This window comes from Flavobacterium plurextorum (assembly GCF_002217395.1).
In the GTDB taxonomy this organism is placed as follows: Bacteria; Bacteroidota; Bacteroidia; order Flavobacteriales; family Flavobacteriaceae; genus Flavobacterium; species Flavobacterium plurextorum.
In genome coordinates, this window is record NZ_MUHD01000014.1 from 114,789 (window position 1) to 130,085 (window position 15,297).

The window sequence follows — 15,297 nt, forward strand, 5'->3', positions numbered from 1 at the left end:
AAAATTGTGTAAAATAAAACCCTAGTTGTATTGTTATTAACTAGATAATTGTATTTTCGCAAACTGAATATAAAATTAACGATAATTAAAAATGGCAGTTTTAGCAAAAATTAGACAGCGTTCCGCTTTATTGATAGGAGTTATTGCAATTGCATTATTTGCATTTATAATACAAGATCTAATCGGTAAAGGAACATTTAGTCAAAGTTCAAAAGATGTGGGAAGCATCGATGGAAAAGATATTTCATTTGAAGACTTTAGAGTTAAAGTTAGTAATGTTGAAAAAAGTGGTCAAGGAATTACTTCCACTGAAGCTGCAAATAGAGTTTGGGACCAAGAAGTTTCAATCGCATTGTTGTCGACTCAATTTGATAAATTAGGATTGAGAGTTGGTGAAAAACATTTAATTGAAGTTTTGAAAGCAGATCCAAATATTGGTAAAAACCCAATGTTTTTGAATGCAGCAGGAATGTTTGATGTAGTAAAATTTAAAGACTACTTTAAAGCAAATCCTGAAGCGGCTCAATTTATTTCTGAAAAAGAAAAAGACGCCGAGTTAAACGCAAAATTTCAAATTTACAATACTTTAGTAAAATCTGGACTTTACACAACTGCTAGTGAAGGAAAGTTGAAATATGAAATGGAAGCAAACAAAGTAAACTTTGCTTATGCTGCTGCTTTATATTCATCTATAAAAGATAGTGATGTGAAAATTTCTGATGATGAAATCGTAGCTTACATGAAGAAAAACGAGAAAAAATTCAAAGCTGATGCAACTCGTGAGATTCAATATGTTTTAGTTGAAGATAAAGCTTCAAAAGAAGACGAAGCTGAAATTAAAGCTAAATTAACTGCTTTATTAAACGGAAGAGTTGAGTATAATGCAAAAACTGGTAAAAACGATACATTGCCAGGTTTCAAAAATGCTACAAACATTGCTGAATTTGTAAACGCAAATTCTGATGTTCCTTACGATTCTACTTATGTTGCTAAAAACAATCTTCCAGCAGTAGATGCTGATAAATTATTCAGCTTACCAGCTGGTTCTATTTACGGTCCTTATGTTTACGGAAGATATTACGCTATTTCTAAATCTTTAGGATTTAAAGCTGGTGTTAATGCAAAAGCTAGTCATATTTTAATTGGTTACGAAGGATCTCAAACTCCAAGTCCAAAAGAAAAAAGAACAAAAGAAGAAGCAAAAGCTAAAGCTGAAGAAATTTTAGCTCAAGTTCAAGCTAATCCAGATAGTTTTATGATGCTTGCTTTTACAAGTTCTGATGATTCATCTGCACAACAAGGTGGTGATTTAGGATATTTTGGTCAAGGTCAAATGGTAAAACCATTCAATGATTTTGTATTCAACAACGGAATTGGAAAAGTTGGTTTAGTAGAAACTCAATTCGGTTTCCACATTATCAAAATTACAGATAAACAAGACGGTATTCGTTTAGCTACAATTGCTCAAAAAATTGAGCCATCTGAAGTTACTTCTGATAAAGTATTTACATTAGCAACTAAATTTGAAATGGATGCTGCTAATAAAGATTTTGCTGCTACAGCAAAAGAATTAGGTTTAAAAGTTGCTGCGCCGGTTACTGCAAAAGCAATGGATGAAGCATTTGGTCCGTTAGGAAATCAAAGAAACATCATTAGATGGGCATTTGACAAAGAAACTAGTACAGGAGATGTAAAACGTTTTGAAATTGCTAATATTGGTCACGTAATTGCTCAATACAAAAGCGAAAACAAATCTGGTTTAGTTTCTGTTACTATGGCTAGACCTTATGTTGAGCCAATCTTGAAAAACAAGAAAAAAGCTGAGATGTTGAAAGCTAAAATGACAGGTTCAAGTATTGAAGCTATCGCTAAAAGTGCTGGTGTAGCTGTACAACAAGCTGCTAATGTTACTTTAGAGAATCCAGTTTTACCTGGAGGAGTTGGACAAGAGCCTAAAGTTGTAGGTAATGCATTCGCTTTAGCTGCTAATAAAATTTCTGCTCCAATCGAAGGAAATACTGGAGTTTATGTAGTGAAAAACATAAGCACAGTTAAAGCTCCAGCTCTTGCAAATCATGCTGAGTATATTGCTAAAGTAAAAGCTCAAAGCGCATCTGATGCAGGAAGAATTTTACCAGCATTAAAAAATAGTGCTAAAATTGAAGACAACAGATTACAATTTAACTACTAGTATTTAGTAATTAAATTTGAAAATATAAAACCCGAAGTGTTCTACTGGATACTTCGGGTTTTTTGTTTAATAGTGTTTTAAGCTGCCAGTTTTGTAATTAGTAAAGAATAAACAAAATGTTTTTGGCAATAATATTTTAAATGAAGAGAATGAACAAAAAGTGTAAAATAAGAAACGGTTAGTTCGCTTTATTGTTTCTATTCTTGAAGAATCATTTCGTCGTATGTTAGAATCGTATTATATCCTTTTGATGTGAAATAATCTTTTGGATTTTCTTCTGAAACTGCCATTACAAAATCTCCTCCCCAAGCGCCAAGACTTTTAATGGTGCCGTTAAAGTCGGGAAAAGCAACCTCTTTAATAGTTTCAATTTCAAGAATATTACTTAAATGGATTTCGTGTTTTTCGACTGCATATTCAAACTCTTTAAGAGTTTTAGCGTTCAAGATTGCCTTAGTGATTTTATTGTTTTCAGCAACGCTCTTGGTTAAATTTTGATCTTTATGTCTATTGTAAGCATGTATTGCCGCTTTGCTGTTCTGCTTTTTATTTAGATAAACAAAGAAAATGTTTTTTGTAAAATCAGGTTTAAATGAAACTGGTTCTACACTGTTATTTTCTATTTTGTAGAGAATCGGCGTATTATTTTGAGCACAGGCAATATCGTAACCACTACCTCCAAAGCTGTTTTTAAGCAATGTAAAAGCATTAACTTTTGTCCACTGAGCAATATTATTGATTAGAGTAGAAGATGTTCCTAGTCCCCAATTTTTTTGAAAAGTAAGATGTGTGGTGATTTTGTACCCATTAGATTGCGTAATGAAATCTGGATTTAGTAAGAATGCCTCGTGAAGAATATCAATTAAAGTTGTTCTTACGGTTTCAATTTCTGAATCGACATTGGTTGTGATTTCCTCAAATGTAAAAGTGTCTTCAAACCAAAGTTCCTGATCGTAGTCGTAACTTTTCCATTCGATAATTTTATTATCTCTATTTTCGACAACTAAATTTTGACCAAATTTTGTTGGAAGCGCAAATGAATCGGCACCATCTAAAACTAAATATTCTCCAGAGATAAGTAGTTTTCCGTTGCTGTAAAAGGTTGTTGACATACGTGGTTTTTTAGTCCTGATAAAAAATGAGAAACTATGTTTTTGAGCTTACAACAGATATCAGGTTCCGATAATTATCGGGAAGCTTTTATTATTTTCTTAAGTTTTCAATAAATTCAACTACAGCACTATGAGAAACGGCAGTTTTCTTGAAATGTGACTTGATTTGATGACGTTCTTCGCTTGTAGCTTCAAATTGATTGATAATGTTGTTTAAGTGCATTTTCATGTGTCCTTCCTGAATTCCAGTTGTAGTTAAAGAACGTAATGCAGCGAAATTTTGCGCTAAACCTGCAACGGCAGTAATCTCCATTAATTCTCTCGCTGAAGGTTTTTGAAGAATTTCTAAACACAATTTTACTAAAGGATGAAGAGATGTTAGTCCTCCTACGGTTCCTAAAGCCAAAGGTATTTCCAGCCAGAAAGTAAAAATTCCGTCTTCAATTTTAGCATGTGATAAACTTGAATATTGTCCGTTTCTTGATGCGTAAGCATGAACTCCGGCTTCGATGGCTCTAAAATCATTTCCAGTTGCCAAAACCACAGCGTCTACACCATTCATGATCCCTTTGTTGTGTGTAACCGCTCTAAAAGGTTCAACTTCGGCAATTTGAACAGCTTGTACAAAACGTTCTGCAAATTCCAGCGGATTTTGAATGTGTTTTTCAGCTAAATCTTCAACTGGGCAAGAAACCTCGGCTCTTACAACACAATTTGGAACATAATTAGATAAAATGCTCATAATTACTTTCAAGCTTTCTTCATCAGAAAATAAAGCAGAATCTTGAAATTCTTCTTTTAAAGTAGATGCAAATTGTTCTAAACAAGAGTTTATGAAATTTGCGCCCATACTGTCTTTTGTTTCGAAAGTGGCGTGAAGTTGAAAATAATTTTCCAGGAGACTTCTTTTATCCTTTAACTGGATATCTAATATTCCTCCGCCACGCTGCTGCATGTTTTTTGTAATGCTTTGTGTGTCAGAGAAAAATTTTGGTTTTATTTCTTGAAAGAAAGATTGAAGTTTTTCAACATCTCCGTTATAAGTAAAGTGAACTTGACCTATTTTTTCAGTATCAATAATTGTTGTTTTAAAACCTCCACGTGTCGACCAGAACTTTGCGGCTTTTGATGCGGCTGCAACAACTGAACTTTCTTCAATTGCCATTGGGATGGTTTTATATTTTCCGTTTATTAAAAAGTTTGGAGCAACTCCAAGTGGAATATATAAATTTGAAATCGTGTTTTCAATAAACTCATCATGTAATTGTTGGAGCTTTTCGTCTGAATTCCAGTAATTTCTTATAATATTTAGGGCCTCTTCAGGCGTTGAAAAATATTCGTTTGCAATCCAGTTTATTTTTTCCTTTTTGGATAATTTAGAAAATCCGGCAACAGCGTTGTTCATTCTCAGTATATTAAATAATATTGTTGCGGCAAAGATACTATTTTAAGAGTTTTGTTTGCAATGTATTTCAAACTTGAAAATACGCAATCGTTATTTTTTTTAACATTTAACACTTAAAATGTGTATTATGTTTATTTTTTTTACTAAAATTGGGCTCTTTTTATATTTAAAATAATTCTGATGAATACAAGTAAAATTACTGTTGTGCTTTTGTTAATAGTTGCGACAGTTTTTGGGCAGCAAAAAATTACGGTTGAAAACATCTATGGCGGGGCATTTCGGGCAAAAGGGATGGATGCATTGCAATCTTTAAAAAATACAAACCAATATACGGTTTTAAATGTTGACCAAGTAAATAGGAGTATGCAGATCGATTTATATGACTTTGCAACTCTAAAAAAAGTATCAAACTTAATAGATACTAAAAACCATAAAGCACTTTCAGACGGAATTGACAGCTATACTTTCGATGCTTCAGAAAAAAAGATTTTAATTGCCTGCAATTCTAAAAAAATCTTCCGTCACTCTTTTACAGCAGATTATTTTTTATACGATATTGCTTCTAAATCATTAACAAAACTTGTCGATTTTCAAATTCAAGAGCCAACTTTTTCTCCTGATGGAACTAAGATTGCTTATGCAAAAGAAAATAATTTATACGTTTACGACTTAGTATCAAAAAAATCTACAGCCATAACTACTGATGGAAAGAAAAATGCAATTATAAACGGTATCACTGACTGGGTTTACGAAGAAGAATTTGCTTTTGTACGTGCGTTTGACTGGAGTAAAGACAGTAAGAAAATAGCTTTTATTCGTTTTGACGAAAGTCAGGTTCCTGAGTTCTCTATGTCGATATTTCACAAAGATTTATATCCAACGATTGAAACGTTTAAATATCCTAAAGCTGGAGAAAAAAATTCGGTAGTTTCATTACATATTTATGATGCTGCAGGAAATACGTCTAAAAAAGTAGATTTAGGAAATTACAATGACTTTTATATTGCAAGATTGCAGTGGACAAATGATAATAATACTTTATCAGCTCAGGTTTTAAACCGCCATCAAAGTAATCTTGATTTGTTGTTTGTTGACGGAACGACAGCTGCCGCAAAAGTGGTTTTAAATGAAAAAGACAAAGCTTATGTTGATGTTACGGATAACTTAACATTCTTAAAAGATAATAGTTTTATCTGGACAAGCGAAAAAGACGGTTTCAATCATATTTATCTTTATGATAAAACTGGAAAACTTAAAAATCAGGTTACAAAAGGAAACTGGGAAGTGGTTTCATACTACGGTTTCGATGAAAAAACAAAAACTATTTTCTACCAATCTACAGAAAATGGTTCTATCAATAGAGATGTTTACAGAATTGGTTTAGACGGAAAAAACAAAGCTCGTTTAACTTCAAAAACAGGAACAAGTGCGGCTACTTTCAGTCCTAATTTCCAATATTTCATCACTACTTATTCTAGCGCTTCTCAGCCAACAACTTATACTTTAAATGAGGCAAAAGCAGGAAAAGAAATCCAAGTAATAGAAAACAATCAAGCACTTTCAGATAAATTGAAAGCATACAATCTTCCTGCAAAAGAATTTTTTGTTTTAAAAACAGCAAAAGGAAATGAATTGAATGCATGGATTTTGAAACCAAAGGATTTTGATGCTTCAAAAAAATATCCTGTTTTCATGTATCAATATTCTGGTCCAGGATCTCAGCAAGTAAATAACGACTGGAACAACTCTGATGATTATTGGTTTGCTTCTTTAACACAACAAGGTTATATCGTAGCTTGTGTTGATGGTAGAGGAACTGGTTTTAAAGGTGCTGATTTCAAAAAAGTGACTCAAAAAGAATTAGGGAAATACGAAGTTGAAGATCAAATCGATGCTGCAAAAGTAATTGGAGCTTATCCTTATGTTGATGCTTCAAGAATTGGAATCTTCGGATGGAGCTATGGCGGATTTATGGCTTCGAACTGTATTTTTCAAGGAAATGATGTGTTTAAAATGGCAATCGCTGTTGCGCCGGTTACAAACTGGAGATTTTATGACAGCGTTTACACAGAGAGATACATGCAGACTCCACAGGAAAATGCAAGCGGATACGATCAAAACTCTCCAATAAATCACGTTGATAAATTAAAAGGTAAATTTTTATTGATTCACGGATCTGCTGATGATAACGTTCATGTTCAAAACTCAATGCAAATGATGGAAGCGTTAATTCAAGCAAATAAACAGTTTGATTCTCAGATTTATCCAGACAAGAATCATGGTATTTTTGGAGGCAAAACCAGAATTCAGCTTTATAATAAAATGACTAACTTTATCAAAGAAAATTTATAATCTAAAAATATATTAACCTAAAATAATAATGAATAATATGGGAGAAACTCAAGTAAAAACTGCGCATCCAAAAGGTCTTTGGGTATTATTTGGAACAGAGATGTGGGAGCGATTCAATTTTTATGGAATGCGCGCTTTGTTAACTTTATTTCTTGTGAATTCATTATTGATGAAAGAAGAAGAAGCTTCTTTAATTTATGGAGGTTTCCTTGGACTTTGTTATTTAACACCAATGTTGGGAGGTTTTATTGCTGACCGTTTTTTTGGAAACAGAAATTGTATTTTATTAGGTGGATTGATGATGGCGATTGGACAGCTTTTGTTGTTTACAAGCGCAACTGTTTTTGACGCAAATTTAGGTTTAGCTAAAACTATAATGTATTCTGGATTGGCTGTAATCGTTTTTGGAAACGGTTTCTTTAAGCCGAATATTTCTAGTATGGTGGGAAGTCTGTATCCTAAACAAGAAAAGACAAAATTAGATACGGCTTTTACTATTTTCTACATGGGAATTAATTTAGGAGCATTTTTAGGTCAATACATTTGCCCAATTTTAGGAGATGTTAAAGATTCTGGAGGTGTTCGTGATATTCATGCTTTTAAATGGGGATTTTTAGCGGCATCTATCGCTATGCTTTTAGGAACAACTCTTTTTTACTTCTTAAAAAATAAATATGTTGTATCGCCGGAAGGAAGACCTTTAGGAGGTTTACCATCGAAAAATGTTTCAGCTGATTTTGAAGAAGGAGAGGCACAGCAAGCTAATTTTTCGAATAAAGCTTTGACTATTGCGGGAATTGCATTTATTGCATTAGGATTCTTTTTTCATTATGTAGTAGGGCAGAATTTAATTTATACTTTAATTTATTCTAGTGGTATTGCGTTAGCAGGACTAATTGTTTCAGATTCATCACTTACTAAGATTGAAAGAGATAGAATTATAGTAATTTATATAGTTTCGTTCTTTGTTATCTTCTTCTGGGCTGCATTTGAACAAGCTGGATCTTCATTAACTTTTATTGCAGATAATCAAACAGATCGTAATTTCTTTGGTTTCCAAATGCCAGCTTCTATGGTGCAAATTTTTAATGGTTTGTTCGTTGTAGCTTTGGCTGTTCCTTTTAGTATAATTTGGGATACTTTGAGAGCTAAAGGTAAAGAACCAATTTCTCCAGTGAAATTAGCAGTTGGATTGGTTGTTATCTCTATAAGTTTCTTTATGATAGCGACTCAGGTTTCATACATTGGAACTTCAGGTTTATTAGCTATTAAATGGCTTATTTTATTATATTTCTTAAACACATGTGCAGAGCTGTGTTTATCTCCAATTGGACTATCGTTAGTTGGTAAATTATCTCCAAAACGTTTTGCTTCATTGTTATATGGAGTATTCTTTTTGTCTAATGCTTCTGGATATGCTTTAGGTGGAACTTTAGGTTCAATTTTGCCGGCAACAGGAGATAAATTTGCAAAAGCTAAGGAATTAGGTATCGATCTTCAAGCAGTTTTAGATAAAACAGTAACTCCAACAGCTGAGCAGCTGGCTCTTTTAGACAAACATCAAATTAGTGCTGCAAATCACTTTTTTGCAGGATTCGAGATTCATAATTTATATGAGTTTTTCATGGTGTTTGTTGTTCTTACTGGAATCGCAGCAATCATATTATTTGCATTGACTCCATTTTTGAAGAAAATGATGCATGGTGTTAGATAATTAATCAAAATAATATATAGAAAATTACCTACAGGTTTAGGCTTGTAGGTATTTTTAATTTTAAAGCGTTTTTAAGTATGTGGAATAAGCACCCAAAAGCATTGCCTTATTTGTTTTTATCTGAAATGTGGGAACGTTTCGGTTACTATTTAATGATTGGAATTTTTACTTTATATCTTAAAGATGTAGAAAGTGGTTTTGCCATGACCGAGAAAGAGGCTTCTGATTTATACGGAACCTTTATCGCACTAGTTTTTCTTACTCCTTTTATTGGCGGCTTAGTTGCTGATAGATATTTAGGGTATAAAAAGTCTATTGTTTTTGGTGGGATTTTAATGGGTATTGGCTACTTCTTAATGGGCGTACATGATCTTACCGTGCTATATATTGCAATGACTTTGGTAATTATTGGGAACGGTTTTTTCAAACCCAATATTTCTACGTTGTTAGGAAGTTTTTATACCAATGAAGAATATAAAGATAAAAAGGACGAAGGCTACAACATTTTCTATATGGGAATAAATGTTGGAGCTTTTATTTGTAATTTCTTTGGTGCTGCTTTGCAGATTCTTTTAGGTTGGCATTGGGCTTTTATGGCTGCAGGTGTAGGTATGTTCATAGGTGTAATAGTGTTTTTATTAGGAACCAAACATTACGTAGGACACGATCAGAAAAAAGGTGTGCAGGAAGGCGATATGCCATTTTATAAAATCATCCTTTTTATTTTATTGCCTTCATTTGTTTTTGGAGCAATTGGCTGGTTGATAAAAGGAGTTGCATCAGAGACTAATTTGAACAGCTCAATCTTTGGTTCGGATAGTACAGATGCTTTTATTTTTGCTTGTATTCCGATTATTTTGTTTTATGGATCGCTTTATGTTAGAGCCAAAGCAGAAGATAAACGTTCGATAGGAGCTTTACTAGCTATTTTTGGAGTAGTAATTTTATTTTGGGGTGTTTTTAAACTTAATGGTTCAGCACTTACTACTTGGGCAGATCGTTATACAGATAGAGAAGTAACTGGAACAGCCGGTCAGGTTGTTGGTAAAATAAAATTGGCAAAAGAAGTCGAATATAAAAAGGAATCAACAGAGCTTTATGATGATCAGTTTCGTTTGCAAAAAGTAAACGGAGTTGTTCAAAAAGAGGAGAATTATCCGTTGTATTTTAGAAATGTTGCACCAGAAAAATTGCCTGCCGAAGGCAGTAAAGTGCATCTATGGGCTACAAACTTAAGTCAGTCTATTAATCCAGGCTGGGTAATCATATTAACACCTTTGGTTGTTGCATTTTTCTCTTTTTTAAGAGCGAGAAAAAAAGAGCCTTCAACACCAACAAAAATTGCTTTTGGATTGTTAATTTCAGCCTTGTCTGTTTTGGTTATGATAGCAGCAGTGAAAATTGGCGGCAACGGAACAGAGAAAGTCAGCGTTTGGTGGTTAGTAGCAAATTACGGAATAATCACAATTGGAGAACTGTTTTTAAGTCCTATGGGATTATCTGTAGTATCTAAATTAAGTCCAGTTAATATCACTTCGTTGATGATGGGAGGTTGGTTTTTGTCGACTTCTATAGGAAATAAGTTGAGCGGAGTTTTAGCAAGTATGTGGGATACGTATGATAATAAAGTTAACTTTTTTTGGGTTAATTTTGCATTGTTAATGTTTGCCACCGTACTAATGTTTGCTTTAGTAAAACAACTTAACAAGGTGATGAAAGAAAGAGGAATCAATTAATTATAAATAAATAAATGGAGCAAAAGATTACTTTAGAGGAAATACAAAATTTTAAGGGCAACTATCCAAAGCAATTGTGGTATTTGTTTTTTGTTGAAATGTGGGAGCGTTTTTGCTTTTACGGAATGCGCGGAGTTCTTGTTATTTTCATGGTAGATCAGCTTTTTTTGAAAGAAGATCATGCTAGTTTGCAATACGGTGCTATTCAGGCTTTTGTATATGCTTTTACCTTTATTGGAGGTATTTTTGCCGATAAAGTTTTAGGATTTAAAAAATCATTGTTCTTTGGCGGGATCGTTATGATTCTTGGAAATCTTCTGATCGCCGTTTCTCCTCATGATTTCTTTTACTATGGTATCGCTTTTTCTATTATTGGAACAGGTTTTTTTAAACCAAACGTTTCATCAATGGTTGGAGAATTGTATCACGAAAGTGACGGACGTAGAGATGCTGGTTACGGAATGTTTTATGCCGGAATAAATGTAGGAGGTCTTTTTGGAGGTGCTTTATGTGTTTATTTAGGGAAATATTATTCTTGGCAATTATGCTTTTTGTCAGCAGCAATAGTAATGTTTTTAGGTTTAATCACATTTTTATTCACTAAAAAATATTTAGGGCCAATTGGAGATTCTCCATTGTTGAACTTAGAGCCTGGTAAAAGACGAATTCGCGAAATAGCAGTATATGCTTTATCAATTTTAAGTTTGCCGTTTATTTTTATAATGGTAAAAAATACTGATTATACAGATTATTTCATGTATACAATTGGTATCGTTGCCGTTTCTTATTTTGTGTATGAATTGATTAAACTTGGTGATGTAAAAATGCAAAAGAAGCTTTTTGCAGCTTTCCTATTTGTATTCTTCTATTTCTTGTTTAATTCCATTTACGAACAAAGTGGTGGTTCATTATCTCTTTTTGCGAAAGATAACTTGAACAATAAATTGTTGTTCTTTAATATAGACCCAAATGTTGTTAATAATAGTTCGAATACCTTTTTTGTAGTGGTTTTAAGTCCTATTATTGGACTGTTATGGATTTGGTTAGGAAAACGAAAAATAGAGCCGAATACATTGATTAAATTCGGAATCGGATTTTTATTTCTAGCAGCCTCTTTTTATATCTTCTATCTTACCAGATTTTTTGCTGATTCAAAAGGTATAGCATCTCTAAACGTGTTTACTTTAGCTTACTTAGTAACAACAATCGGAGAACTTTGTTTAGGGCCTATCGGAATGTCGATTATTACAAAGTTGTCTCCAAAAAGATTGTTTGGAATGATGATGGGATTGTGGTTTTTAGCTAGTGCTTTTGGGCAGTTGGCAGCAGGGAAATTAGGAGCTGAAATTTCAAGATCAAATACAGGAGATACTTTAGTTTCTAAATTGCAGTCTTATACAGAAGGGTATTATCAATTGGCAATTTATTCGCTTATTGCCGGCGTTATTTTAATTGCTATTTCTCCTTTAATTAGAAAATTAATGCAAGAAGTTAAATAGTTAATTACTATTGACTTTTTGATTAAATTTGTCAAAAAATAAAAGAACATGAAAAAGATATTCTTAATAACATTGTTTTTGATTGGTGCATTTGCAACTCAAGCCCAAGAGTTAAAGTGGTACACAGATGTTAAGGAAGCAATTACAGTAAGTAATAAAGAAAAGAAACCAATGTTGATGTTCTTTACCGGCAGTGATTGGTGCGGATGGTGTATTCGTTTGCAGAATGAAGTATTGAAAACTGTTGAATTTAAAAAATGGGCAGTTGATAATGTTGTTTTGGTAGAACTTGATTATCCAAGAAGTGTTGCACAGACGCCAGAATTGAAAAATCAGAATAATGAATTACAACAGGCTTTTGGAATTCAAGGATTTCCTACCGTATTTTTTACTAGCGCAGAATCTAAAGACGGAAAAATTAATTTTAAAGGTCTTGGAAAAACAGGTTATGTTGCGGGCGGACCTTCAGCTTGGTTAACTGTAGCGGAAGAAATTGTTCATCCTAAAAAGTCCTAAAAAAGAAAAATAGATTCCTATAAATATAGACTCCTTACAGCAATGTAAGGAGTTTTTTTATGAGTTAGAAAATGGTTTTATTTCGGCAGTAATTAATGGTTTGTTGCTTAATCATTGATGAAAAAACATATAATTTATTTTTTGTGTTTATTAAATTTGGATAATTAAAATATTATGTTAATTTCGTCACGCTTAACTAACCAAAAAACCAATCTACTATGACTAAAAAACTACTTATCCTACTGTTTTTTTTAGGTTCATTTTTCATGCAGGCGCAAAATCTGGCTTGGCGGACAAACATGACAGATGCTATTGCAATCAGTAATGAACAAAAAAAACCAATGTTAATTTTATTCACAGCCTCAGGTGTATCAGAAAATTTGCAAAATGAAATTTTTAGAACCCCGGATTTCGCTGTTTGGTCGCGAGATAATGTGATTTTAGTAAAATTAGACCTTTCAGATTCTTCAGCTTCTGCTACTGATAAAGAGCAAAATATTAAGCTGAAAAATGCTTTCGGCGTTGAAGATCTTCCTGAAGTTTGTTTTGCATTAGCTTCAGTAAGAAAAAATAAAACAACTTTTAGTGCTTTAGGCAAGATTGCTTACAAGCCCGGCGGTGCAAAAGCATGGATCGCTGAATCTAATAATATTTTGCACCCAAGTGAATAGTGAATTTAATTAAGTTTTTCTTAGTTTAATTTGTAGAATCCCTTTTCGGCAGTAGCATGGAAAGGGATATTTTTTTTAGCGCAGCTTGCCTCCCATATTTTTTGAATTTTGTATGAATTAGAAGCGTCAGCCACAATGATTTTGGGATGAAGATCTGCTAAAACTCGATCAAGATTTATTTTTGGAGATTGCGTTAAAATTAGAATATCGGGTTGTAATTTATCAACGTAAATTCCAGTGCTGTCTATAATGAGAATTTTTTTACCATTAAAAAACAGCGTGTTTTTGATTTTTTTGGGTTCATTCAATATTCCAAAGTTTCCCACTAAATAAGAATTAAGAATAAAGTTTCTTGTACTTGATTTTAAAATAGTATCTGCAGCATAAAATGTAATGTTTTTTCCTGCTCTTGTGGTTATCAGCGTGTTTTTCTTTACGTTGTAAACAATTAATTCGTGTTGATTTGTGATTTCTTTTTTAGTATAAATTAAAGACAACTGCAGGGAAATTATGGATAGCGCAAACGCAATAAAATGAGAATAAGTCCTGTTTTTTGACCAAACAATACAGCTGATAATTAGAAAATAAAGCGAAAACAGATAATAGGAGTTAAAGCTTATATTCTGAAAAACAAAAGATTCGAACGATGCAACATAATGAATAGTTAGGTTTAGAAGATATATGCTTTTTTCAAAGATTTCAACTAGAAATATTGGAGGACTTATAAAAATGGCAATTATCATAACAATTATTCCAGCAATCATTATAAAAGATAAAATGGGAAGAATAACAATATTAGTTACAAAAAACAAACCCGGAAATTGATGAAAATAATAAAGGCATAAAGGCAGAGTGCCAATTTGAGCAGCAAAAGAAACGGTTAATGCATCCCAGATATAAATTGATATTTTGTTTTTAGGAGTCCATATTTTTTTTAGTTCCGGTTGAAGCCAAACAATAAACAACAACGCTAAATAACTCAATTGAAAACCAACATCAAACAAAAAATAAGGTTCAAATAGTAATATAAGCAACATAGAAACTAGGAGAGTATGATAAATATTTCCGCTTCGACGCAAATGATTGCCTATTGCTACAAAACTAAACATTACAACTGAACGCAGTACAGAAGGCGATAAACCAGAAATTATTGCAAAACCAGCTAATGATATTAAAATTGAAATTAATTTAATCGCAGAACCTTTGCGAGTGTTAGGAATGGGTTTTAAAATAAAAGCGATAAACAACATTATAAAACCAACGTGTAATCCGGACACCGAAAGAACATGTGTCGCCCCAGAATATTGATAATCTTTAATTATATCTGATGAAATTTCTTGCTGCTGACCTAGTATTAATGCAAGCGCAACATTCAGTTCGTCTTTATTGAAATGAGCACTTTCGAGATTTTTTAGAATAGTCGAATGCAGGCGTCCGCAATAATACCAAATGTCTTTTTTGATTGTCTTACTTACTGAGATTTCTGATTTTTCGCAGTATAATTGTGCATATATCTGTTTGTCTGATAAGTATTTAGAATAATCGAATTGATTCGGATTTTTGTTAGAAGGAGTTCGCTGTAAAGTAGTTTTTACTCTAATTATATTTCCTATAATCAAAGGATTATGCAAACTGTCTTTTTGAATATTTACTATTATTTTACCTGAATAAACATTGTTGTCAATTTCTTTGATGAGTCCAATGTAACGATCACTGTAATTATTACTTTTGAGTTTTTCACGAAGTATGAAAGTTATAAAGTGCGGTTTTTCGAATGCAGTTTTTGAGTGTATATAATTCGACTTGTCAAAAGAATCCGTGTGAAAAATCAACACACATATTCCTGTAGACAGCGAAATTAGATAAGTGCCTAATCCAAAGTAAGAGTTTGCTTTTGTATTATTTTTTACTAGAAAATAAAGCAGACAAAATAGCAACGTGCTAAAAAGAAGAAATGTGCAAGCAGTTGAGATAGAAGGCTGACAATAATAAGAGATTATTATGCCCGAAATAAAGCATAATGTAATTTTAACTAAAGGAAAATCTAATACTTTCATGGTTTAAAAGTATTAAATTTATGTAAGAAAAAGAATGTAAAATA

At 32.6% G+C, this 15,297-nt stretch carries 10 protein-coding genes; 7 read left to right on the plus strand and 3 right to left on the minus strand.

Translation table 11 applies throughout. The features are described from left to right. Window positions 1–91: 91 nt before the first annotated feature. Window positions 92–2,191 (plus strand): peptidylprolyl isomerase, encoded by a 2,100-nt coding sequence (locus tag B0A81_RS07200; protein ID WP_089057394.1) that lies wholly within the window; start codon window positions 92–94, stop codon window positions 2,189–2,191. 197 nt (window positions 2,192–2,388) lie between these two features. Here B0A81_RS07200 and B0A81_RS07205 read toward each other — a convergent pair whose 3' ends face one another. After that, window positions 2,389–3,303 (minus strand): GYDIA family GHMP kinase, encoded by a 915-nt coding sequence (locus B0A81_RS07205; RefSeq protein ID WP_089057395.1) that lies wholly within the window; start codon window positions 3,301–3,303, stop codon window positions 2,389–2,391. Window positions 3,304–3,394: 91 nt separating this feature from the next. After that, window positions 3,395–4,708, minus strand: coding sequence for a hydroxymethylglutaryl-CoA reductase, degradative (locus B0A81_RS07210; RefSeq protein WP_089057396.1), 1,314 nt, complete (start codon window positions 4,706–4,708; stop codon window positions 3,395–3,397). A 180-nt stretch (window positions 4,709–4,888) separates the two neighbouring features. On the opposite strand from B0A81_RS07210, the gene B0A81_RS07215 reads away from it, so the two are divergent. The 6 genes from B0A81_RS07215 (at window position 4,889) to B0A81_RS07240 (ending at window position 13,196) form a co-directional block, all read left to right on the plus strand. Beyond that, complete coding sequence (locus B0A81_RS07215; RefSeq protein ID WP_089057397.1) at window positions 4,889–7,060, plus strand: S9 family peptidase; 2,172 nt, start codon at window positions 4,889–4,891, stop codon at window positions 7,058–7,060. Window positions 7,061–7,097: 37 nt separating this feature from the next. Then, window positions 7,098–8,774 (plus strand): peptide MFS transporter, encoded by a 1,677-nt coding sequence (locus B0A81_RS07220; protein WP_089057597.1) that lies wholly within the window; start codon window positions 7,098–7,100, stop codon window positions 8,772–8,774. Between the two features lie 77 nt (window positions 8,775–8,851). Beyond that, window positions 8,852–10,510 carry a peptide MFS transporter gene (locus B0A81_RS07225; protein ID WP_089057398.1) on the plus strand — a complete coding sequence of 553 codons (1,659 nt, stop codon included), beginning with the start codon at window positions 8,852–8,854 and terminating at the stop codon, window positions 10,508–10,510. Window positions 10,511–10,524: 14 nt separating this feature from the next. Beyond that, window positions 10,525–12,009, plus strand: a complete 1,485-nt coding sequence (locus B0A81_RS07230) for a peptide MFS transporter (protein WP_089057399.1) — start codon at window positions 10,525–10,527, stop codon at window positions 12,007–12,009. Window positions 12,010–12,057: 48 nt separating this feature from the next. Further along, entirely contained in the window at window positions 12,058–12,525 is a 468-nt protein-coding gene (locus tag B0A81_RS07235) for a thioredoxin family protein (protein WP_089057400.1), read from the plus strand. A 218-nt stretch (window positions 12,526–12,743) separates the two neighbouring features. After that, the gene (locus B0A81_RS07240) at window positions 12,744–13,196 is read left to right on the plus strand and encodes a thioredoxin domain-containing protein (protein ID WP_089057401.1); all 453 of its coding nucleotides are present in this window, start codon (window positions 12,744–12,746) and stop codon (window positions 13,194–13,196) included. A 20-nt stretch (window positions 13,197–13,216) separates the two neighbouring features. Here B0A81_RS07240 and B0A81_RS07245 read toward each other — a convergent pair whose 3' ends face one another. Beyond that, window positions 13,217–15,253 carry a ComEC/Rec2 family competence protein gene (locus B0A81_RS07245; RefSeq protein ID WP_089057402.1) on the minus strand — a complete coding sequence of 679 codons (2,037 nt, stop codon included), beginning with the start codon at window positions 15,251–15,253 and terminating at the stop codon, window positions 13,217–13,219. Window positions 15,254–15,297 lie beyond the last annotated feature (44 nt).

Bases quoted from the DNA above. Each gene is read 5' to 3' on its own strand.
- B0A81_RS07200 (WP_089057394.1), top strand. From the start codon at position 92: ATGGCAGTTTTAGCAAAAATTAGACAGCGTTCCGCTTTATTGATAGGA.
- B0A81_RS07215 (WP_089057397.1), top strand. From the start codon at position 4,889: ATGAATACAAGTAAAATTACTGTTGTGCTTTTGTTAATAGTTGCGACA.
- B0A81_RS07240 (WP_089057401.1), top strand. From the start codon at position 12,744: ATGACTAAAAAACTACTTATCCTACTGTTTTTTTTAGGTTCATTTTTC.
- B0A81_RS07230 (WP_089057399.1), top strand. From the start codon at position 10,525: ATGGAGCAAAAGATTACTTTAGAGGAAATACAAAATTTTAAGGGCAAC.
- B0A81_RS07225 (WP_089057398.1), top strand. From the start codon at position 8,852: ATGTGGAATAAGCACCCAAAAGCATTGCCTTATTTGTTTTTATCTGAA.
- B0A81_RS07205 (WP_089057395.1), bottom strand. From the start codon at position 3,303: ATGTCAACAACCTTTTACAGCAACGGAAAACTACTTATCTCTGGAGAA.
- B0A81_RS07210 (WP_089057396.1), bottom strand. From the start codon at position 4,708: ATGAACAACGCTGTTGCCGGATTTTCTAAATTATCCAAAAAGGAAAAA.
- B0A81_RS07220 (WP_089057597.1), top strand. From the start codon at position 7,098: ATGGGAGAAACTCAAGTAAAAACTGCGCATCCAAAAGGTCTTTGGGTA.
- B0A81_RS07235 (WP_089057400.1), top strand. From the start codon at position 12,058: ATGAAAAAGATATTCTTAATAACATTGTTTTTGATTGGTGCATTTGCA.
- B0A81_RS07245 (WP_089057402.1), bottom strand. From the start codon at position 15,253: ATGAAAGTATTAGATTTTCCTTTAGTTAAAATTACATTATGCTTTATT.